The organism is Thalassococcus profundi (assembly GCF_003344785.1).
GTDB lineage: Bacteria > Pseudomonadota > Alphaproteobacteria > Rhodobacterales > Rhodobacteraceae > Puniceibacterium > Puniceibacterium profundi.
Genome location: NZ_QPMK01000031.1, coordinates 1 through 20,757, shown reverse-complemented (window position 1 = coordinate 20,757; position 20,757 = coordinate 1). Strand labels below are relative to the sequence as shown.

The window sequence follows — 20,757 nt, the reverse complement described above, 5'->3', positions numbered from 1 at the left end:
CGCTGGAATGCGCGCACAAGGGCTGGGGGACGAGCATCATCATCGGCGTGGCGCCGGCGGGGGCCGAGATCTCGACCCGGCCGTTCCAGCTGGTCACCGGGCGCAACTGGCGCGGCACGGCCTTCGGCGGCGCCAAGGGCCGGACGGATGTGCCGCGAATCGTCGACTGGTACATGGACGGCAAGATCGAGATCGACCCGATGATCACCCACAAGCTGAGCCTCGACGAGATCAACCACGGTTTCGAGCTCATGCACGAAGGCAAGAGCATCCGCGCCGTGGTGGAGTTCTGAACCGCTGATGGAAATCGTGTCGCAAAACCGGGCTTTCGACGGCGTCCAGACCGTCTACCGCCATCCGTCCAATACCTGCGGCTGCGAGATGACCTTTGCCGTCTTCATGCCGCCGCAATCCGAGGACGGTCCGGTTCCGGTGCTGTGGTACCTGTCGGGCCTGACCTGTACCCATGAAAACGCCATGGTCAAGGGCGGCTTCCAGGAACATGCCGCCCGCGAGGGACTGGCGATCGTCTTTCCCGACACCAGCCCGCGGGGCGACGGCGTCGCGGACGACGAGGCCTACGATCTGGGGCAGGGCGCGGGGTTCTACGTCAACGCGACCCGCGATCCGTGGCGCACGCATTACCGGATGTACGACTATGTCACCTCCGAACTGCGGTCGCTTGTCACGGAGAATTTACAGGTGAACGGTGCTCATGGGATTACCGGGCATTCGATGGGGGGGCATGGTGCTCTGACGATAGCCCTACGAAATGCCGAGATGTTCGAGTCTGTTTCAGCTTTCGCACCCATCGCCAATCCGACACAATCGGATTGGGGACGAAAGCAGTTTTCGTCCTATCTGGGAGATGATGAGAGTGCCTGGTCCCTGCACGATTCAACCATCCTGCTGGAGGAGCACGGGTGGAAGGGCGACATCCTGATCGATCAGGGCGCAAGCGATCAGTTCCTCGAACTGTTGCGCCCCGAGGCCCTGGCAGCCGCGATGGCCAAGCGCCGTCAGCCGGGGTTGGTGAGGATGCAGAAGGGCTATGACCACTCTTATTACTTTGTGAATACTTTTGCGGGTGACCATGTAGAGTGGCATTCGCAAAGGTTGAACGGAACAAGGCACTGAGAAAGGTACGATATGTTCAATAAGATGCTTGGCACCGCGGCCCTGATGGTTCTGACCGCAGGCGTGGCCTCGGCCCAGGAAGGAGACGCCGAAGCCGGCGAAAAGGTCTTCCGCAAATGCATGGCCTGCCACGCGGTCGGCGAAGGCGCGGAAAACAAGGTCGGCCCGCAGCTGAACAACCTGATCGGGCGCACCGCCGGGTCGCTCGAGGATTTCAACTATTCCGACGCCATGGTGGCGAAGGGAGAAGAGGGCCTTGTCTGGGATGCCGAAACCATCGCGGCGTTCATGGAAAAGCCTCGTGATTACGTCGAAGGCACCAAGATGTCCTTTGCGGGTCTGCGGAAAGAGGAAGAGCGGACCAACGTGGTCGCCTATCTCGCGACATTCTCGGAAGGAATGTAAGCGCGCGGCGCCCCATACCGGTTTTGGCCAGCATGAGGAGAAGCTTGCTGGTCGAAAACCCACCCTGCCGCCGCATCTGGCGGCCGGGTGGCACCTAAAAACAGAACGTCAACTAGGGAGTTGAGAAACATGAAAAAGCTTTTGGCTTTGACCTCGGGTCTGGCACTGAGCGCTGGTATGGCCAGCGCCAATGCCGAGCTGATGGAAATGATGAATGACCCGAACCAGTGGGTGATCCAGACCGGCGACTACAAGAACCAGCGCTACTCGCAGCTGGACTCGATCAACAAGGAGAACGTTGGCGACCTGCAGGTTGCATGGACCATGTCCACCGGCGTTCTGCGCGGCCACGAAGGTTCGCCGCTGGTGATCGGCGACACCATGTACCTGCACACGCCGTTCCCGAACATCGTCTACGCGCTGGACCTGAACGAGGACGGCCGGATCAAGTGGAAGTACGAGCCCAAGCAGGATCCGGACGTTATTCCGGTGATGTGCTGTGACACCGTGAACCGCGGTGTGGCCTATGCCGACGGCAAGATCTTCCTGCATCAGGCCGACACCACCGTCGTCGCACTCGACGCCGAGTCGGGCGAGGTCGTCTGGTCCGCCGTGAACGGTGACCCGTCCAAGGGTGAAACCAACACCGCGACGGTCCTGCCGGTCAACGACAAGGTCATCGTCGGCATCTCCGGCGGCGAGTTCGGTGTGCGCGGCCACGTGACCGCCTACGACATGAGCTCGGGTGAGCAGGTCTGGCGCGCCTATTCCATGGGTCCGGACGAGGACATCCTGGTCGATCCGGAAAACACCACCCACCTCGGTGAGCCTGTCGGTGAAAACTCCGGCACCAACACCTGGGAAGGCGATCAGTGGATGATCGGCGGCGGCACCACCTGGGGCTGGTATTCCTACGACGCGGAAGAGAACCTGGTCTATTACGGCACTGGTAACCCGTCGACCTGGAACCCGGCGCAACGTCCCGGCGACAACCGCTGGTCGATGACCATCATGGCCCGCGATGCCGATACCGGCATGGCCAAGTGGTTCTACCAGATGACCCCGCACGACGAGTGGGACTATGACGGCATCAACGAAATGATCCTCACGGAGCAGGAAGTTGATGGCGAGATGCGCAAGCTTCTCACCCACTTCGACCGCAACGGTCTGGCCTACACCATGGACCGCGTGTCCGGTGAGCTTCTGGTCGCCGAAAAGTACGACCCGGTCGTGAACTGGACCACCGGCGTGGACATGGACCCCGAGTCCGACCAGTACGGTCGCCCTCAGGTCGTCGCGCAGTACTCGACCGAGCAGAACGGCGAAGACGTCAACTCCACCGGCATCTGCCCGGCGGCGCTTGGCACCAAGGACCAGCAGCCCGCGGCCTACGATCCGAACCTGGAGCTCTTCCTGGTTCCGACCAACCACGTCTGCATGGACTACGAACCCTTCCGCGTGTCCTACACCGCAGGTCAGCCCTATGTCGGCGCGACCCTCGCGATGTACCCGGCACCGGACAGCCACGGCGGCATGGGTAACTTCATCGCATGGGACAACATCGCGGGCGAGATCAAGTGGTCGATCCCCGAGCAGTTCTCCGTGTGGTCGGGTGCCCTGGCAACCGCGGGCGGCGTCACCTTCTACGGCACGCTCGAAGGCTACCTGAAGGCTGTCGACACCGAGACCGGCGATGAGCTTTACAAGTTCAAGACCCCCTCGGGCATCATCGGTAACGTGATGACCTACACGCACAACGATGAGCAGTATGTCGGCATCCTGTCGGGCGTCGGCGGCTGGGCAGGTATCGGCCTCGCAGCCGGTCTGACCAACCCGAACGACGGCCTGGGCGCCGTGGGCGGCTATGCAGCCCTGAGCGACTACACCGCTCTGGGTGGTCAGCTGACCGTCTTCAAACTGCCGAACTAAGACACGTTCGATAACAGGGGCCGGCACGCCAGACCGGAGTGTCGGCCCCTCGTTTTTTCCGATCTCACCAGCAACTGTGAAAGGTCCGCTTCAATGCCGCGTACCGCTACCCCCATTCTCGTCGCCGCTACCCTGGCCCTCGGTCTGCCCGTTGCCGCCAGCGCCCAGTCCTGGAGCGATCAGCCGGTCGACCCCGCCGCTGACCATCCCCAAGTCCCCGTCGCCTACGAAGACGGTGGCCGCTACTACACCGATGACGACATTCCGACCTACAACGTTGCCGAAGACGGCACCGTCGACTGGCTGACCTTCTCCGGCTTCCGTCGCTACCATTCGGAATGCCACGTCTGCCATGGCCCCGACGGCGAAGGCTCGACCTATGCGCCGAAGATCAAGAACTCGGCCGTGAACATGGACTATTACGATTTCTACGATGTCGTGGTGAACGGTCGCGCCAACGGCAACTCCGTGATGCCGCACTTCGGCGACAACCAGAACGTCATGTGCTACCTCGACGACATCTACGTCTACCTCAAGGCGCGCGGCATGGACGCGGTTCCGCGCGGCCGTCCGGCGCAGAAGGAAGCCAAGTCCGACATGATCCAAGAGGCTGAAAATGCCTGCATGGGCTAAGAGCCTCCTGAGTGCAGCTTTGGTTTCGGTCCTGTGTTTCTCCCACGCAGGGCCGGGGCAGGCGCAGACCTCTGATCTCGTCTCGAAAAACGCGTTCAGGGTTTGCGCCGATCCGGCGAATACGCCGATGTCCAACCGGGACGAGACCGGCTACGAGAACAAGCTGGCCGAGCTGATCGCGTCCAAGCTGGACCTTCCGGTGGAATACGAATGGTACCCGATGGCCACGGGGTTCATCCGCAACACGCTGGGGGCCAACAGGTGTGACGTCGTGATCGGCTATGCGCAGGGTCACGAGCTGGTGCAGAACACCAACCACTACTTCACCTCCGTCTTCACCATCGTCACCAAGACCGACAGCGCTCTGGCGGACGTGGATACGCTGTCCGACCCACAACTGAAGGACGCGCGCATCGGCATCGTCGCAGGCAGCCCGCCTGCGGATCACATGGCGCGAAACGGTCTTCTGGGATCCGCAAAGCCCTACAACCTCGTGGTGGATCGCCGGTACGAATCCCCGGTGCTCGAGCTGCTGGACGACGTGAAGTCGGGCGAAACCGATGCCGCAATCCTCTGGGGTCCGCTGGCCGGTCCGCTGGTCAAGACCGATTATCCCGGTCTGCAGGTCACGCCGCTGGTGAAGGAAACGCTGCCGCCGCGGCTGTTCTTCCGCATCACGATGGGCGTCCGGATGGGGGAAAAGGTGTGGGAACGCGAACTCAATTCCCTGATCCGCCGGCACCAGGACGAGATCAACCAGCTTTTGGTCGAAGCGGGCGTGCCGTTGGCGAACGACATGGGCGACGCCATGCTCGAAATCGGTCAGTGAAACGGGCGCTGGCAGCGGCGGTCCTCGTGACGCTGCTGCCCGTCTGCGCCGCCGCGGTCGATGAACCCGCCGACTACCGGATGGACGATTACCGCGCGCCGGTGCCGGACACTCTGTCCGGCGGCACAGTCGTTACCACCGAAGAGGCCTTCGACCTCTGGGAAAAAGGCGAGGTCGCTTTCGTCGATGTGCTGCCGCAGCCGCCGAAACCCAAGGGCCTGCCCGAAGGCACGATCTGGCGCGAGAAGAAACGCCATTCCATCCCCGGTTCAATCTGGCTGCCCAACGTGGGCTACGGCGCCATTGCCGATGTGACCGACGGCTATTTCCGCGACGGTCTGGCAAAGGTCACCGAGGGCGACCCGGATCACCCGGTCCTGTTCTTCTGCCTGCAGGACTGCTGGATGTCCTGGAACGCCGCCAAGCGCGCGATCGAGGACTACGGCTATACCCGGGTCTACTGGTATCCCGACGGCACCGATGGCTGGGCCTTCTTCGATTACCCGACCGAGGTCATCCCGCGCGAGCCGGAACCGGAATAACCCCGACCCCTGTCCATCAGTACCCGGGCAGCGTCTTGCTGGCGTGGGTCACGGTGCCGTCAGTGTCTGTCATCGTGACGTCCACCTGCTGCGTCTGGCCCGGCACCGACAGGCTGACCTGCGGGTTCTCGGACAAGGAGATGCTTCCGGTCATGTCGACATAGCCCGCGCCGTCGAGGTCGATCTCGACGTTCTCGACATAACGCATCGGGATGAACAGCAGCGAGATCTGGTCCATCTGCATCCCGGAATGGCTGGGATGCGAAATGTCGAGGTCGAGCCGGCGCTGTCGCAGGCTGAGCGCGCTCAGCTTTTCGGAGGCACTGCCGCCCACGGTTTCCTCGATCCCTATCGTCATGTTGCCCAGCGTCGCCAGCGCCAGTTCCGGATCGGTGCCCGGCGGTGCAGCGCAGGCGCCGGTGCCCGAGGTCTTCACGAAGGCCTCGGCGACGTAAAGTTGCCCGTCGGTGGTCTCGGCCACCACATGCAACGGGGTGGGGCCGTTCACGCGCATGGTCACGTCGAAGAAGAACCGCTCCTGCGGGCGGTCCATCTCGAACACCGCCGACACGGGCATCGGATTCTCGTCCAGGATCAGCGTGACCTTGCCCAGCATCCGCCCCGGCGGCGCCGCGACCTGGGCGGCCACCTGCGTGCGCGGGTCGTTGTCGGTGCGATAGGGCGCGTCGATGGCGATGACGTCCTTGCCGTCCAGCAATTCCCGGTCACCGTACAATTGAGCCGCGAGGTCGGTCCAGGTGCTGTCCTCCACGGCGAATGCCGGGGGTGCGGCCAGTGCCAGAAGCACCGGTAGGGTCAGGGCCGTCAGTCTCATCTTCAGTTCCTCCGCTGGATGAACGCGCCAAAGGCGCGGGGGCCGTCGCCGGTGTCGATCTCGCCGGTCACTTCGAGCGTGGCGGGGTCGATCAGGCTGACCGTGTTGGAAAACCAATTCGCCACGACGATGGTGTCGCTGTCGGGCGTGGCGTCAATGCCTTCGGGATATTCGCCGACGTCGATCAGACCGACGGGCGCGAGCGTGGCCAGGTCGATGACGCTGACTGTATCGGCATACTGGTTGCTGACAAAGGCGCGTCCCTGCGCGAAGGCCACGCCATAGGGGCGCGCGCCGACCTTCACGGTGGCGAGGGTCGTGCCTTTCGCGGCATCGAGCACGGTGACATCATCGGTGCCGACATTGCCGACGAACAGCCGACCGTCCGGCGCAAAGGCGAGGCCGAAGGGCCGGGTGCCGACGGGCAGGCGATGGCGCAGGTCGAGCGTCTCCATGTCGAAGACCGACACCTGGTCGGAATCCCGGTCGGCGGAGGCCAGGAGCATGCCGTCCGGCGACACAGCAAGACCCGCCGGGGCACTGCCCGTCTCAAGCATCCGCAGGATCGCGAGTGTTGCCGCGTCCAGCACCCAGATCCGCGCGTTGTACCAGTCCGACACGAATACCCGCCCGCGCGCGGGATCGGCAGCGATGCCGATCGGGCCACCGTCGAGCGTGACTTCGGCTTGCACCGCACCTGTGGCGTCGAGCCGGCGCACCACCTTGCTGTCCGGCGACACGGTAAAGACATGGCCACCCGCGGTGGCAGCGACACCGGCGGGTTTGCCGGGAATCGAAATCCGCGCGACCTCGGTGCCCGCGTCAAGGTCGAGGATGCTCAGATCCTCGCTGTTCTGGTTGGTCACATACGCGAAATCCCCCGCCGCCAGGGCACTGGCGACGAGGGCCGGGATCATCCCGAAGAGGGCGATGTTACGACTGCGGCGCGCCAAAGCGGTCCACAAGCGCATCCAGCCCCGCCTGGTAGACGCCGGTCACGGCGGAAATGGCGGCCTCGTCGTTCAGTTCGGGCGGCGGGTCGTTGTTCGGGTAGCCGCGGTAGAATGCACCGCGCCATTCCACCAGCGATCCGCCGCCGTCCAGCGGCTTGACCGTCAGGTGCGAGGAATAGTTGGTGACCGGAAGCACTTCGACCGCCACCTCGGTGATGCGGTAGGAATAGGTCATCTTCTCGGCGTCGTACTTGTAGAGCACCTCATCGATGGTAGGGCCGTCGGCCCCCTGGTCCGAGAGGTAAAGCTGCCGGGTCGCGTCGATCTCGTTGCCGCCTTCGCCGGTCTGCGACACCACTGCGGGATGCCAGGTCAGGTCCTGGAAGTCACCGATGGCGGCCCAGACCTCTGCCGGTTCCGCCGCGACCTCGGTGGTCAGCGTCACCTTTTGCCTGGTCGGTCCATGTGCCATCGCCATGGCCGGGACGAGCAGGCCGAAGACGACCAGAAGGTATTTGAGTTGTCTCATGGAACCTCACGTGTTGAAGAAGTTGTTTTTCAGGATGTAGCGAAAGCCACGCAGCCACGAATCGTCGGTGTTGGACCGGATCTCTACCGATTGTCCCCGCACCATATCACCGGTCGAAACTTCGCGCATGACAAGGTTCATCGACAGGATCAGGTTCGACACCTTCTGCACCTCGCCTACGAGCACGTAGCTCACGCCCAGGTCTTCCCCCATGCGCAGCTCGCAGCCATAGCATTCGGCGGGATTGACGATGCGGTCGAGCGTTTCCGAGACCGGTGCCAAGTCCACGAACGCAAAGCCTTCTTCGGCGAACCGGTCCTGCACGTAGTCCTCGACCAGGTCGATGCGAGCGGCTTCGTCTTCGCGCGGGCCGAAGTAGTCGCCTTCGGTCGAGGTATCGAGGAAGGTGACACCGAAAAATGCAACCTTTCCAGACCGGTCGAGCGGGGTCTGGGCTATGGCCGATCCACAGAAAATAAGAAAAGACAGAACGATTGTCGCGTGTTTCATGAAAGACATGTTGTTTCACGACGACCGAGAGCATCAATGCTCCAAAGGTATCGGTTGGGGCGGAAATCCGCCTCTGACACGTTCGAAAGAGCCTCGGAAAACAGGGGCAGGGAGGAAACATTGAACCGTTTTTGGACCGTACTCGCGGCCGCCGTACTGGCATTGTCCGTGGCGCAAACCGCCGCGGCTCTGGACGTCAGGACCGCCGTGCTTCGAATCGATTATCCGCAGCTTGCTCCGATCAGCCGGTACGACCTCGTGCCGGAGGATGCAGGCTTTGCCGGCGCGCAACTGGGGCTCGAGGACAATGCGACGACCGGGCAATTCCTGGGTCATACCTTCGAAAACGAAACGGTGACGACCACCCCGGAAGAAGCCGACGCCGCCTTTGACGCGCTGCTGGCTGACGGGCACACCCTCATCGTGGTGATGGCCAATGCCGAAGACCTGCTGCGCCTGGCCGATCGCGCCGGCGACGGGGTGCTGGTGGTCAATGCGACCGCCGTCGACAACGGCCTGCGCGGCGACCAGTGCCGCGCCAACGTCCTGCACGTGGCCCCGAGCAACGCGATGCTGGCCGATGCCGTGGCGCAATACGCGGTCTGGAAGAAATGGCCGCGCTGGTTCCTGATCCACGGGTCGAACCCGCCGGACCAGGCGCTGGCCGATGCCTACCGCGCCTCGGCCACCAAGTTCGGCGCGCAGATCACCGAAGAGCGGGAATTCGAGGACACGGGCGGATCGCGCCGCACCGACAGCGGGCACGTGCTGGTGCAGCGGCAACTGCCTGTCTTCACGCAAGAGGCGGAAGAGCATGACATCGTCGTGACCGCCGACCGGTCCGACGTCTTTGCTCCTTACGTGCCCTATCACCTCTGGACCCCGCGTCCGACCATGGGCTCTTCGGGCCTGCGACCCGTGACGTTTCATGCGTCGCACGAGGCCTGGGGCGCCACGCAGTTCCAGCGCCGGTTCGAGGAACTGACCGGGCGCTACGTGCGCGAGGACGACTACCAGGTCTGGCTTTCGCTGCGGGTGATCGGCGAAGCCGTGACCCGCGCCAGCACCGTCGATCCGGCAGAGCTGCGCGATTACATCCTCGGCGATGCCTTCGAACTGGCGGCCTTCAAGGGTGTCGCCGTGACCTTCCGTCCGTGGAACGGTCAGCTGCGCCAGCCGATCCTGCTTTATGACGGGCGCATCACGGTCAGCGTGTCGCCGCAGGACGGGTTCCTGCACCAGACCTCGCCGCTGGATACGATAGGGATCGACCAACCCGAATCCACCTGCACTGCCTTCAACTGATCGACGGAGAGACCGATGAAGAAACTGATCCTGTCCACCGCACTCGCCACGCTGCTTGCCACCGGCGCGCAGGCCAACAAGGTGTTCGTGAGCAACGAGAAGGGCAACACCGTCACCGTGATCGACAGCGAAACCTGGGAAGTGCTCGAGGAGTTTCCCGCCGGCAACCGCCCGCGCGGCATCACCATCAGCCCGGACGGCAGCCTGCTGTATGTCGCGGCGAGCGATGACAACCAGGTCAAGGTCTTCGACACCGAAACATACGAAGAACTCTACTCGCTGCCCTCCGGGCCGGATCCGGAACTGTTCGTGCTGCACCCGACCGGCAACCCGCTGTATATCGCCAACGAGGACGACAACCTCGTCACCGTGACCGACACCGAATCCCGGACCGTTCTGGCCGAGGTGCCGGTGGGCGTGGAGCCCGAGGGCATGGGCATCAGTCCGGATGCGAAATTCGTGGTCAACACCTCCGAGACCACGAACATGGCGCATTTCATCTCGACCGAGGATTACAAGATCAAGCACAACGTGCTGGTCGACCAGCGCCCGCGCTTCGCCCAGTACACCAAGGACGGCACGATCCTCTTCGTCACTTCGGAAATCGGCGGCACCGTGTCGGTCATGGACATCGCCGAGGACGGCACGCCCGAACTGACCACCAAGATCGACTTCGAAGTGCCGGGGGTTTTGCCCGAATGGCTGCAGCCGGTGGGCCTGCGCGTCACCTCGGACGACAAGTGGGCCTTCGTGGCGCTTGGACCGGCGAACCGCGTTGCGGTGATCGACGTCGAGGCGCGCGAAGTGGTCAAGTACATCATCGTCGGGCAGCGGGTCTGGCAGCTGGCCTTCACGCCCGATGAGCAATACCTCATCACAACGAACGGCAATTCCAACGATGTCACCGTCATCGACGTGGCAGAACAGGAAGCGATCCGCTCCGTGCAGGTCGGCCAGCAGCCCTGGGGCGTGGTCGTGCAGCCGGACTGATCGCGATCCCTTGGGGAGGGGGAGCACATGACTCTGATGAAACACGCATTGGGCCTGTTTGCGGGCCTGACAATTACAAGCGCGGCCGTGGCGCAGGACATGCCCACGGTGCGCGCCGCCGTGCTGCAGATCGGCACGGTGAACTGGGAACTGGCGACGATCACCGAGAACGGGCTGGACGAAAAGCACGGCTTCGACCTCGAAGTACAGCCCTTTGCCGACAACGGCGCCACCCGCGTCGCGGTCGAAGGCGACGAGGCCGACATCGCCGTCGCCGACTGGATCTGGGTCGCGCGGCAGCGGGCGGCGGGCAAAGACTACGTCTTCATCCCGTATTCCCGCGCGGTCGGCGGCGTGGTGGTCCCCGAAGACAGCGACGCGCAATCGCTGCAGGACCTTGCGGGCGGCAAGATCGGCATCGCCGGCGGCCCGCTCGACAAGAGCTGGCTGATCTTGCGGGCCTATGCTTCGCGAGAATACGGGCTCGACCTGGCGGGCGAGACCGAACAGGTCTTCGGCGCACCGCCGCTGATCTTCAAGTCCGGCCTCGGCGGAGAGACCGACGGTGCCATCAATTACTGGCACTTCCTGGCCAAGATGAAAGCCGCGGGCATGCGCGAGTTGATCTCGGTCGAGACGGCTGGAACGGCGCTGGGGCTCAACCCCGACACGCCGCTGCTGGGCTATTTCATGAAGGAAAGCTTCATCGAGGCGAACCCCGGTATCGCGCAGGCGTTCTACGACGCATCGCAGGACGCCAAGGGCCTGCTGCGCGAGGATGACGCCGCATGGGAGGCGATCCGCCCGCGGATGAACGCCAGCGACGACGCGCAGTTCGAACAGCTCAAGGCCGATTTCATCGCCGGGATGCCGGTGCGCGGCCCGGTGGACCTTGGCGGGGCCGAGCGCTTCCTGGAACTGATGGCAGAGCTTGGCGGCGAAGACCTCGTGGGCCAGGCCACGACGGTGCCGGACGGACTCTTTGCCGATGTTCAGTGACCGGTGATGTCGGGCAGGGGGTCCATACCGGCGGCCTCTCTTTTTGGCCTGCTGATCCTGTGGACGGTGGCGGCGACGCTGACCGCCGATCCGCAGGTGCTGCCGCAGCCTTGGGCGCTGGCTGGCCCGTTCCTGCGCGAACTGCAATCGGGCGACCTGCTTTATCACCTGGGCGCGACGCTGCTGCGGGTGATCTGGGCCTTTGCCCTGGCCATGGCCATCGGATGTGCTCTGGGGCTGGTCATGGGGCGGTTCGAAAAGGTCGACCGCTGGCTCGACCCCTGGCTGGTGGTGTTCCTGAACCTGCCCGCGCTGGTGCTGATCGTGCTCTGCTACCTCTGGATCGGGCTCAACGAAACCGCGGCGATCATCGCGGTGACGCTGAACAAGGTGCCGAACGTCACCACGGTGATCCGCGAAGGTGCGCGGGCCTTCGATCCGAACCTCGACGCCATGGCACGGGTCTACCGCATGTCGGCCTGGACGCGGCTGCGGCATGTGCTGATCCCGCAGCTGGCGCCCTTCATCACGGCGGCGGCGCGGGGCGGGCTGGCGGTGATCTGGAAGATCGTGCTGGTGGTGGAGTTCCTCGGCCGGTCGAGCGGCATCGGGTTCCAGATCCACCTTTATTTCCAGCTGTTCGACGTGGCGATGGTGCTGGTCTACGCGCTGTCGTTCATCGCGGTGATGCTGGCGGTGGAATGGACCTTCCTGCAACCCTGGGAACGGCGCGTACGCCGGTGGCGGGTGGCATGATCCGGATCGACGTCACGTCCAAGCATTACGGCGAGAGCCAGGTCCTGGGACCGATCGCCTTCGAGATCGCCAAGGGCGAGACGGTCGCGGTACTGGGCCCGTCGGGCATCGGCAAATCGACCCTGCTGCGGATCGTCGCCGGGATCGACACGCGGTTCGAAGGCACGGTGCAGCGCCCCGCGCGCATGGCCATCGTGTTCCAGGAACCGACGCTGCTGCCCTGGCGCAGCGTGATTCAGAACCTGACGCTGGTGCATCCGGACCTGTCCCGCGATGCCGCGCGGGAGATGCTGGCCAAGGTCGGTATCGGCGACAAGGCGGACCTGTTTCCGGGCCAGCTGTCGCTGGGCCAGCAGCGTCGCCTGGCGCTGGCGCGGGCCTTTGCCGGGAACCCGGACTTTCTCATCATGGACGAGCCGTTCGTGTCGCTGGATGCGGCGACGGCGCAGACCATGCTCGACTTGACGAAAACGCTGATCCGGGACGTGGGTCCGGCGACGCTGTTCGTCACCCATGCGCGAAACGAGGCCGAGGCGCTGTCGGCGCGGATCCTCGAATTGCGCGGCACCCCGGCGACGCTGGGACCGCACCTGATTTCAGCAAAGGAGAAACCATGAAAAAAGCACTGATCCTGACCACCCTGATCGCGGGTCTCGCCACGGGCGCGGCGGCGCATGAATTCGGCTTTGCGGGGATCCTCTCGGCTTCGAACAAGGAAGACCTGCCGCCTATCACCCTGGGCTCCGGCAAGCCGCTGGCCGAGGGGCCGCTGACGCTGAAATCCGGCACGGTCTACGAGATCGAGCTGATTGCCGACGGCAGCGCCGAGATCGGCCTCGAGGGATCGAGCTTTTTCCGGTCGATCTGGATCAACGAGATCGTCATCAACGGTCTGGAGATCCGTCCCTTCGGCATCGAGAGCGTCGAGTTCGACGAGGCCGGAACCATGGAGATCGAATTCGTCGCGATCAAGCCGGGGCGGCATTACCTGCGCATCCCGGGATCGAGCGGCGACAGCCAGCGCGTCGACATCACGATCGAATGACGCGCGCCCGCCGGGCGCGACGAGAGGCGCTGCCTCTCGTGCTCTCCGGAGTTTAGAGGCAAGATGAAGGGGCGGACGACAAGAAACCAGGGCGCGGGATGCGCGCCCTGGCTCAGATCGTGACGCGGCGCGGGAGATCGCTACGACACGGGGTTCGGAACCGGCTTGCCGGAGAAGAAGGCGTCGAGGTTGTCGGCCACCATGTGACCCATGTCCTCGCGCGTTTCCGTCGTGGCGCTGCCCAGGTGCGGCAGCAGCACCGTGTTTTCCATGGCGATGAGCTCGGCGGGAACCTCGGGTTCCTTTTCGAAGACATCGAGACCGGCGCCGCCGATCCTGCCGTCCTTCAGCGCCGCGACCAGCGCCGCCTGGTCGATGACGTCGCCGCGGGCGGTGTTGATGAGCATGCCCTTGGGACCGATGAGCGCCAGCCGTTCGGCGTTCATCAGGTGGGTGTTGTCGCCGCCGCCCGGCACGTGCAGCGACACCACGTCGGCGGCCTCCAGCACGTCCTCGATCGTGTCCATGCGCTTGGCGTCCATTCCGGCGATATGGTCTTCGGGCACGTCGATGAGGTTGTAGAACACCACCTTCATGCCAAAGGCCGCATGGGCGCGGCGCGCCGTGGCGATGCCGATGCGGCCCATGCCGATGATGCCGAGCGTCTTGCCGCGCAGGCGGGTGCCCATCATGTGCGTCGGGCGCCAGCCGGCCCAGTTGCCGGCGCGCAGCTCGCGTTCGCCTTCGCCGGCGCGGCGCGCCAGCATCAGCATGAGCGTCAGCGCCGTGTCGGCGGTGCAGTCGGTGAGCACGCCGGGGGTGTTGGTGACGGTGAGACCCGCGCCGGTGGCCGCGGCGATGTCGATATGGTTGAAGCCGACGCCGAAGTTGCCGAGGATCTGCGCCCGGTGTCCGCCGTTGAAGATCGCCGCGGGCAGCTTATCGGACACGGTCGGGCAGACGGCGTCGTAGTCGGCCAGCGCCGCGCCGATCGCCTCGGTCGTCATCGGTACATCGTCGGTATTGAGCGTGGCGTCGTAGTCTTCCGAAAGCCGTTTTTCCACGGCTTCCGGCCAGCGACGCGTCAGCAGGATCTTTTTCTTGGTCATGCAGCCACCTTCTTGCCCGACAACACCGCTTCGACGGTTTCGCCGAAGGCTGCCGGGTGCGGAATGATTGTATGCCCCGCCTCGCGGATGATTTCGACCTTTTCCTGCGCCGATTCCCCGAAGGCCGAGACGATGGCGCCGGCATGGCCCATCTTCTTGCCCTTGGGCGCGGACAGTCCCGCCACATAGGCCATGAGCGGTTTCTTCATGTGCGCGCGCGCCCATTCCGCGGCTTCGGCTTCCTGTGGGCCGCCGATTTCGCCGATCATCACCACCGCATCGGTTTCGGGATCGGCCTCGAACAGTTCGAGGATGTCCTTGAAGCTCGAGCCGTTGATCGGGTCGCCGCCGATGCCGACCGAGGTCGAGACGCCGATGCCCTTGGACTTCATCTGGCTCGCGGCCTCGTATCCCAGCGTGCCCGAGCGGCCGACGATGCCGACGCGCCCCGGCATATAGATGCTGCCGGGCATGATGCCCATCATCGCTTGTCCGGGGGTGATCGTGCCGGCGCAGTTGGGCCCTGTGAGCCGCATGCGCATCTCGGACTTGTAGCGGCGCATATAGCGTTTCACGCGCATCATGTCCTGCGCCGGGATGCCGTCGGTGACACAGACGCAGTACTTGATGCCCGCGTCGGCGGCTTCCATGATCGAATCCGCCGCAAAGGGCGGCGGGACGAAGACGATCGAGGCCTCGGCCTTGGTTTCGGCCACGGCGCCCTTGACGGTGTTGAACACCGGCAGGTCGAGATGCGTGCCGCCGCCCTTGCCGGGGGTGACGCCGCCCACGACATTGGTGCCGTAGTCGATCATCTCCTGGGCGTGGAAGGTGCCGATGCGTCCGGTGAAGCCCTGGACCAGCACGGGCGTCTTGTTGGTCAGCAAAATAGCCATTGGTCTGCCTTTCGGGTCAAGCTGCGGTTCTGTCGGCCTTGGGAAGCGCCGCGACGGCGGCCTCCGCGGCTTCCTTGAGGGTGTGGGCGACGGTGACGCTGGGCGCCTTCTCGGCGAGGATCTTCATTCCCTCGTCAACCTTGGTGCCCGACAGGCGCACGATCAGCGGCACTTCGACGCCGACTTCTTCGAGCGCCTTGACCACGCCTTCGGCGACCCAGTCGCAGCGGTTGATGCCGGCGAAGATGTTCACCAGGATCACCTTGACCTCCTTGTCGGCGAGCACCGCGCGGAAGCTCTTGGCCACCCTTTCGGGGCTCGCACCGCCGCCGATGTCGAGAAAGTTCGCGGGCTCGCCCCCGGCGATCTTGATCATGTCGAGCGTCGCCATCGCGAGGCCCGCGCCGTTGATGATGCAGCCGATGTTGCCGGTGAGGCCGACGTAGGACAGGCCACGGTCCGAGGCGAAGGTCTCGCGCGGGTCTTCCTGGCTCTTGTCCCGCAGCTCGGAGATTTCCGGGCGGCGGAACAGCGCGTTTTCATCGAAGGACATCTTGCAGTCGAGCGCGATGACCTCGTTCTTGCTGACCACCAGCGGGTTGATCTCGAGCATCGAGGCGTCGCTGTCGCGGAACACGCGGTAGCATCCAAGGATGGTATCCACCGCCTTGCCGATCAGCGCGCCGTCGAGGCCGAGCCCGAAGGCGATCTCGCGCGCCTGGAATTCGCGCATGCCGAGGCCGGGATCGACCGAGGCGCGAACCAGGCTGTCGGGTTCTTCCTCGGCGATCTGTTCGATCTCCATCCCGCCGGAAGACGAGGCGACGATCATGATCCGCTCTTCCTTGCGGTCGAGCACGAAGCCCAGGTAGAGTTCGCGGTCGATCTGAACCGTTTCCTCGATATAAAGCCGGTTTATCAGCTTGCCCTCGGGGCCGGTCTGGTGCGTGACAAGACGCTGGCCCAGCAGCTTTTCGGCGGCGTCTGCCACTTCCTTGTCGGTCTTGCACAGGATGATGCCACCGGCCTTGCCGCGGGCGCCGGAATGGACCTGGGCCTTGACGACCCAGGCTTCACCGCCGATCTCGGTGGCGCGGTAGGCGGCCTGTTCAGGGCTGTAGGCCAGACCGCCGCGGGGCATGCGGATGCCGTGCGTGGCCAGCAGTTCCTTGGCCTGGTATTCGTGGATATCCATCTGAAATCCCTCCCTATTTGAGGCGTTACGCCGCGCGTGCCTTGAGCACGTCCTGCACGGCGAGCACGTTCTTGGCCATCTTTTCGGACGCCGCGTCGATCATCTTGCCGTCGAGGCTGGCGGCACCCTTGCCCTGAGCGGCGGCCTCTTCGAGCGCCTTCAGGATCTTCTCCGCGCGCTCGACCTCGGCATCGGTGGGCGAATATTCGTCGTTAGCCAGCTCGATCTGGCTGGGGTGGATGGCCCATTTGCCTTCGATCCCCAGCGCCGCGCCGCGTTTGCAGGCATCGCGGAACCCGTCGGGATCGCTGAAGTCGCCGAAGGGGCCGTCGATGGGCCGGATGCCATAGGCGCGGCAGGCGGTGGTCATGCGCGACAGCGCCGCGTGCCACTGGTCACCCGGGTAGTTCGGATTCAGGCCGCCGATGTTGACGGTGCGCGCCTTGTGAAAGGCGGCGTAGTCCGCCACGCCGAAATGCATCGCCTCGAGCCGCGAGGGCGCGGCGGCGATAGCTTCGACATTGGCCATGCCAAGCGGGGTCTCGATCAGCGCCTCGATGCCGATCTTCTTTTTCAAACCCATCGCCATCTCGATCTGGTTGAGCATCGCCTCGACCATGTAGACGTCCTGCGGCAGGCCCACTTTCGGGATCAGGATCACGTCGAGCTTGGCACCCGCCTGTTCCACGACGTCCACCACGTCGCGGTACATGTAATGGGTGTCGAGCCCGTTGATGCGGACGCTCGTGATCTTGTTCTTGCCCTTCCAGTCGATGTCGTTGAGCAGCTGGATCGCGTTCTTGCGGGCCTGCTCCTTGTCGTTCGGGGCGACGGCGTCCTCGAGGTCGAGGAACACCACGTCGGCGGCGCTGTCGGCGGCCTTTTCGACCATGCCGGGGTTGGATGCCGGCACCGCCAGCGTCGAACGCTGAAGCTTCGTCGCGCGCATGCCGTGAACTGTATGGCTCATGTCGTTGGTCTTTCTGTTGGGCGTGTCAGGGCTGCGGAGTTACTCGGCGGCGATGGCCTTGCCGGATTGCGCGGTCGTGCTGGTGAAATGCTCGATCGCGGCGCCGACGCCGGACCCTGCCTTGATGTCGAAACCGTTCTCGATCATCGACATTTCCGCGACCGACACGGCGGTCGTCACCATACCTTCGTTGAGCCAGCCCAGGTGGCCGATGCGGAACACCTTGCCCATGACCTTGCTCAGGCCCGTGCCGAGCGAGGTGTTGTACTTGGAGTAGGCGGTCGAGATCACGTCGCGGGCATCCTTGTCCTCGGGCACCATGATCGCGCTGACGGTGTCGGAGTGCCACTTGGGTTCTTTCGCACAGAGGCTCAGGCCCCAGGCATCGACGGCCTTGCGCACGCCGGTCGCAAGGCGGTTGTGCCGCGCCCAGACGTTTTCCAGACCCTCGTCGATCAGCATGTCGCAGGCCACGTCCAGCCCGCGCAGCAGCTGCGTCGCGGGGGTATAGGGAAAGAAGCCCTGGTCGTTGGTGGCGATCATGTCCTCGAAGCTGAAGAAAGTGCGGCTGTATTCGGCGCGCTTGTGCGCATCGAGCGCCCACTTGCTCACCGACAGGATGCCGAGGCCGGCGGGCAGCATGAAGCCCTTCTGCGACCCGGACACGGCGCAATCGACGCCCCAGGCGTCCTGGTCGAATTCGATGGAGCCGATGGAGCTCACACCGTCGACCATCAGCAGCGCCGGATGGTTGGCGTCGTCCAGCGCGCGGCGCACGCCCTTGATGTCCGAGCTGACGCCGGTGGCGGTCTCGTTATGGGTGGCGAAGACCGCCTTGATCTCGTGGGCGCTGTCGGCCTTGAGCTTTTCGGCGTATTTCTCGACCGGCACGCCGGTGCCCCATTCGCAGTCGATCACGTCGACATCGAGCCCGAAACGCTGCGCCATGTCGACCCAGAGGTGGCTGAACTGGCCGAAGCGGCTCATCAGCACCTTGTCGCCGGGGCTCAGGGTGTTCTGGATCGCCGCTTCCCAGGCACCGGTGCCCGAGGACGGGTACAGAAAGACGCGGCCGGTGGAGTTGCGGAAGAGCTTGGCGAGTTTCTCGAACAGCGGCTTGGTCAGTTCCGGGAAGTCCGGCGCGCGCATGTCCTGCATGGAGACGTTCATCGCCATGCGGACCTCTTCGGGGATGTTTGTGGGGCCGGGGATGAACAGGTGATTGTAGCCGGGCATGTGAGTCTCCTCCCAAGGATGTCGGAATGCTTAACCTTGGGTCAGGATGGCGGATCGGCGGGTTCGCCAGAACACCTTGCAGGATAGGAAACGCCGCCGCCGAGGGCGGGATGAGCCTACCCGTTGGGGGGCAATTCGCGTTGGTAGCGGTAACGGGCGGCCGGCGTCTGATTATCCAATCGAGCACGTTCCCTGCGGTACGGAATCGAGGCGGCTTGCGGCCGCCGTGCAAGCGTCACGCCGGTGACATGCCTTTGGATTGATGCGCCCCGTCGCACCAAAGGTGCGCCTTTCAAAGTCGGCTCGCCTTGGATGTTAAAGATGGCGTTCGTCATCCAGCCGTCCAAGCCAAACCCGGCACGGAATAAAGGCCGCTTGCGGCCGCCGTGCCAGCGCCGACCCGCCCCCCGGGGCGGCGCTTTGGCTGAGCTTGGCGCAAAGCTGGGATCGAGTGCGGACCTTGCGGGAATAAAGTGCGAAGAGGCGAGGACAAAAGCGCCACCACGCGGGTCGGCGCTGACACGCCTCTTCGCGCGATCAGCCCGCGCTCAATCCGCCGCCTCGCGCGAATAGACGGCGACCGCCATGGCCCGGTTCCGCACCCCCAGCTTGTCGTAAAGGTTCTTGAGGTGGTATTTCACCGTGTTCTCGGAAATGCCGGTGCGGTTGGCGATCTGCTGGTTGGTCCAGCCGCGCGCCAGCACCGACAACAGTTCACGTTCGCGGACTGTGAGCTGCGCCAGCGGCGTGTCGTTGATCTTGGTCACGTCGATATAGGGCACGCAGATGCGACCGTTCGCCACCGCGTGCAGCGTGTCGAACAGCACGGAAGGATCGTCGAACTGATAACAGAACCCCAGCGCGCCCAGCCGCACCGACTGGCGCACATGGCCGAGGTCGCGGTTGTTGGAAAATACCGTGACCCGCAGCTTGCAGCCGCGTGCCTTGATCGCCCGCAGCACGTCCGGCGCGCCCATGTCCGCCAGTTGCCAGGCCAGCACCACCACATCGAGCGCCGTCGGATCGTGGTCCAGTACCTCCTGCCCGGTGCCGACGCTTCCGGCGAGGCGAAAACGCTTGTCCTGATCGAAACAGACCGTCAGCGCGGACACCACGAGCGGGTTCGGCTCGGCAAGCAGAACCCGGACGGGCGCGGTGGCGCCGTTGGGCTGTGTCATGGCTCTCCTCCCGTCACCATGAAGCGCGTGACGCGCATCCGTCGTCGCGCGGGTCGTCTCCTGCGGCCCTGACAAAGGCTGGCCGGATGCGGCGCGGCTGTCTACCTATTCTTTCGGCGGCACCAGGGGTTTACGGCATACGACGGTGTTCCGCGGAACCCGCCCGACCGGGTAGGCGCCGGGCAGACGTCCGGACGGAAACTTGTCGCCAAGCGGCAATAGGGACAACTGTGTTGTTGCCGCCAGCCGTGCGTTCGTGGCAGCAAGTGACCGAACATGGGGAGGACAGACCGGCATGAGCGTCAAGACCGACATCGAAATCGCGCGGGGTGCGCAGAAGCAGCCGATCCAGGAGGTCGGGGCGAAGTTGGGGATCGGGGCGGGGGACCTGCTGCCCTATGGTCATGACAAGGCGAAGGTGAGCCAGGACTTCATCCGCTCGGTGCAGGACCGTCCGAACGGCAAGCTGATCCTCGTGACCGCGATCAACCCGACGCCGGCGGGCGAGGGCAAGACCACGACGACCGTGGGCCTGGGCGACGGGCTCAACCGCATCGGCAGGAAGGCCGCGATCTGCATCCGCGAAGCGAGCCTCGGACCGAACTTCGGGATGAAGGGCGGGGCCGCGGGCGGCGGTCATGCGCAGGTGGTGCCGATGGAGGACATGAACCTGCATTTCACCGGCGATTTCCACGCCATCACCAGCGCGCACAGCCTTCTGAGCGCGATGATCGACAACCACATCTACTGGGGCAACGAGGCGCAGATCGATCAGC

General features: G+C 64.4%; 23 protein-coding genes and 1 pseudogene. 14 read left to right on the top strand and 10 right to left on the bottom strand.

The features are described from left to right. The 7 genes and pseudogenes from DU478_RS22135 to DU478_RS22105 form a co-directional block, all read left to right on the top strand. A pseudogene (locus DU478_RS22135) lies at positions 1–293 on the top strand (S-(hydroxymethyl)glutathione dehydrogenase); the annotation flags it as partial. A 7-nt stretch (positions 294–300) separates the two neighbouring features. Next, on the top strand, positions 301–1,137 hold the full coding sequence (gene fghA / locus DU478_RS22130) for an S-formylglutathione hydrolase (protein ID WP_114513029.1): 837 nt from the start codon (positions 301–303) through the stop codon (positions 1,135–1,137). Between the two features lie 12 nt (positions 1,138–1,149). After that, positions 1,150–1,542: a c-type cytochrome gene (locus DU478_RS22125; protein WP_114513028.1), complete on the top strand. Its 393-nt coding sequence runs from the start codon at positions 1,150–1,152 to the stop codon at positions 1,540–1,542. A gap of 129 nt (positions 1,543–1,671) precedes the next feature. Beyond that, positions 1,672–3,471, top strand: a complete 1,800-nt coding sequence (locus DU478_RS22120; protein ID WP_114513027.1) for a methanol/ethanol family PQQ-dependent dehydrogenase — start codon at positions 1,672–1,674, stop codon at positions 3,469–3,471. A gap of 93 nt (positions 3,472–3,564) precedes the next feature. Next, positions 3,565–4,104, top strand: a complete 540-nt coding sequence (locus tag DU478_RS22115) for a c-type cytochrome, methanol metabolism-related (protein ID WP_114513026.1) — start codon at positions 3,565–3,567, stop codon at positions 4,102–4,104. Continuing rightward, positions 4,088–4,933 carry a substrate-binding domain-containing protein gene (locus tag DU478_RS22110; RefSeq protein WP_114513025.1) on the top strand — a complete coding sequence of 282 codons (846 nt, stop codon included), beginning with the start codon at positions 4,088–4,090 and terminating at the stop codon, positions 4,931–4,933. The genes DU478_RS22115 and DU478_RS22110 overlap by 17 nt, the downstream gene beginning before the upstream one ends. Continuing rightward, complete coding sequence (locus DU478_RS22105; protein ID WP_114513024.1) at positions 4,930–5,475, top strand: PQQ-dependent catabolism-associated CXXCW motif protein; 546 nt, start codon at positions 4,930–4,932, stop codon at positions 5,473–5,475. Before DU478_RS22110 ends, DU478_RS22105 begins: the two co-directional genes overlap by 4 nt. A gap of 16 nt (positions 5,476–5,491) precedes the next feature. On the opposite strand, the gene DU478_RS22100 is transcribed toward DU478_RS22105, so the two are convergent. Genes DU478_RS22100 through DU478_RS22085 form a run of 4 tightly spaced genes read right to left on the bottom strand, consistent with a single transcriptional unit; the run spans position 5,492 to position 8,302 of the window. Next, on the bottom strand, positions 5,492–6,310 hold the full coding sequence (locus DU478_RS22100; protein WP_114513023.1) for a quinoprotein dehydrogenase-associated SoxYZ-like carrier: 819 nt from the start codon (positions 6,308–6,310) through the stop codon (positions 5,492–5,494). Positions 6,311–6,312: 2 nt separating this feature from the next. Further along, positions 6,313–7,281 carry a YncE family protein gene (locus tag DU478_RS22095; RefSeq protein ID WP_233501538.1) on the bottom strand — a complete coding sequence of 323 codons (969 nt, stop codon included), beginning with the start codon at positions 7,279–7,281 and terminating at the stop codon, positions 6,313–6,315. Next, positions 7,244–7,792: an SRPBCC family protein gene (locus tag DU478_RS22090; RefSeq protein WP_114513022.1), complete on the bottom strand. Its 549-nt coding sequence runs from the start codon at positions 7,790–7,792 to the stop codon at positions 7,244–7,246. The genes DU478_RS22095 and DU478_RS22090 overlap by 38 nt, the downstream gene beginning before the upstream one ends. A 6-nt stretch (positions 7,793–7,798) precedes the next feature. Beyond that, positions 7,799–8,302, bottom strand: coding sequence for a DUF3280 domain-containing protein (locus DU478_RS22085; protein ID WP_114513021.1), 504 nt, complete (start codon positions 8,300–8,302; stop codon positions 7,799–7,801). 120 nt (positions 8,303–8,422) lie between these two features. On the opposite strand from DU478_RS22085, the gene DU478_RS22080 reads away from it, so the two are divergent. Genes DU478_RS22080 through DU478_RS22055 form a run of 6 tightly spaced genes read left to right on the top strand, consistent with a single transcriptional unit; the run spans position 8,423 to position 13,397 of the window. Continuing rightward, positions 8,423–9,607 (top strand): ABC transporter substrate-binding protein, encoded by a 1,185-nt coding sequence (locus DU478_RS22080; RefSeq protein ID WP_233501537.1) that lies wholly within the window; start codon positions 8,423–8,425, stop codon positions 9,605–9,607. A gap of 15 nt (positions 9,608–9,622) precedes the next feature. Further along, the gene (locus DU478_RS22075) at positions 9,623–10,597 is read left to right on the top strand and encodes a YVTN family beta-propeller repeat protein (protein ID WP_114513019.1); all 975 of its coding nucleotides are present in this window, start codon (positions 9,623–9,625) and stop codon (positions 10,595–10,597) included. Positions 10,598–10,624: 27 nt separating this feature from the next. Continuing rightward, positions 10,625–11,596: an ABC transporter substrate-binding protein gene (locus DU478_RS22070; protein WP_114513018.1), complete on the top strand. Its 972-nt coding sequence runs from the start codon at positions 10,625–10,627 to the stop codon at positions 11,594–11,596. 6 nt (positions 11,597–11,602) lie between these two features. Then, complete coding sequence (locus tag DU478_RS22065) at positions 11,603–12,352, top strand: ABC transporter permease (RefSeq protein WP_114513017.1); 750 nt, start codon at positions 11,603–11,605, stop codon at positions 12,350–12,352. Beyond that, positions 12,349–12,969, top strand: a complete 621-nt coding sequence (locus DU478_RS22060) for an ABC transporter ATP-binding protein (RefSeq protein WP_114513016.1) — start codon at positions 12,349–12,351, stop codon at positions 12,967–12,969. The genes DU478_RS22065 and DU478_RS22060 overlap by 4 nt, the downstream gene beginning before the upstream one ends. Continuing rightward, positions 12,966–13,397, top strand: coding sequence for a hypothetical protein (locus DU478_RS22055; protein ID WP_114513015.1), 432 nt, complete (start codon positions 12,966–12,968; stop codon positions 13,395–13,397). The genes DU478_RS22060 and DU478_RS22055 overlap by 4 nt, the downstream gene beginning before the upstream one ends. Positions 13,398–13,537: 140 nt before the next feature. Here DU478_RS22055 and DU478_RS22050 read toward each other — a convergent pair whose 3' ends face one another. The 6 genes from DU478_RS22050 to DU478_RS22025 form a co-directional block, all read right to left on the bottom strand. Next, the gene (locus DU478_RS22050) at positions 13,538–14,506 is read right to left on the bottom strand and encodes a 2-hydroxyacid dehydrogenase (protein WP_114513014.1); all 969 of its coding nucleotides are present in this window, start codon (positions 14,504–14,506) and stop codon (positions 13,538–13,540) included. Beyond that, positions 14,503–15,402, bottom strand: coding sequence for a succinate--CoA ligase subunit alpha (gene sucD, locus DU478_RS22045; RefSeq protein WP_114513013.1), 900 nt, complete (start codon positions 15,400–15,402; stop codon positions 14,503–14,505). Before sucD ends, DU478_RS22050 begins: the two co-directional genes overlap by 4 nt. A 16-nt stretch (positions 15,403–15,418) precedes the next feature. Next, a complete protein-coding gene (locus DU478_RS22040) occupies positions 15,419–16,597 on the bottom strand; it encodes a malate--CoA ligase subunit beta (RefSeq protein WP_114513012.1) in 1,179 nt (392 codons plus the stop codon). A gap of 25 nt (positions 16,598–16,622) precedes the next feature. After that, complete coding sequence (locus DU478_RS22035; RefSeq protein WP_114513011.1) at positions 16,623–17,567, bottom strand: HpcH/HpaI aldolase/citrate lyase family protein; 945 nt, start codon at positions 17,565–17,567, stop codon at positions 16,623–16,625. Between the two features lie 39 nt (positions 17,568–17,606). After that, on the bottom strand, positions 17,607–18,803 hold the full coding sequence (locus DU478_RS22030; RefSeq protein WP_114513010.1) for an aminotransferase class V-fold PLP-dependent enzyme: 1,197 nt from the start codon (positions 18,801–18,803) through the stop codon (positions 17,607–17,609). A 548-nt stretch (positions 18,804–19,351) separates the two neighbouring features. Then, positions 19,352–19,981: a LuxR C-terminal-related transcriptional regulator gene (locus DU478_RS22025; protein ID WP_114513009.1), complete on the bottom strand. Its 630-nt coding sequence runs from the start codon at positions 19,979–19,981 to the stop codon at positions 19,352–19,354. Between the two features lie 295 nt (positions 19,982–20,276). Here DU478_RS22025 and DU478_RS22020 point away from each other — a divergent pair. After that, positions 20,277–20,757 (top strand): formate--tetrahydrofolate ligase (locus tag DU478_RS22020; protein WP_114513008.1); only part of this gene is annotated, 481 nt, incomplete at its 3' end.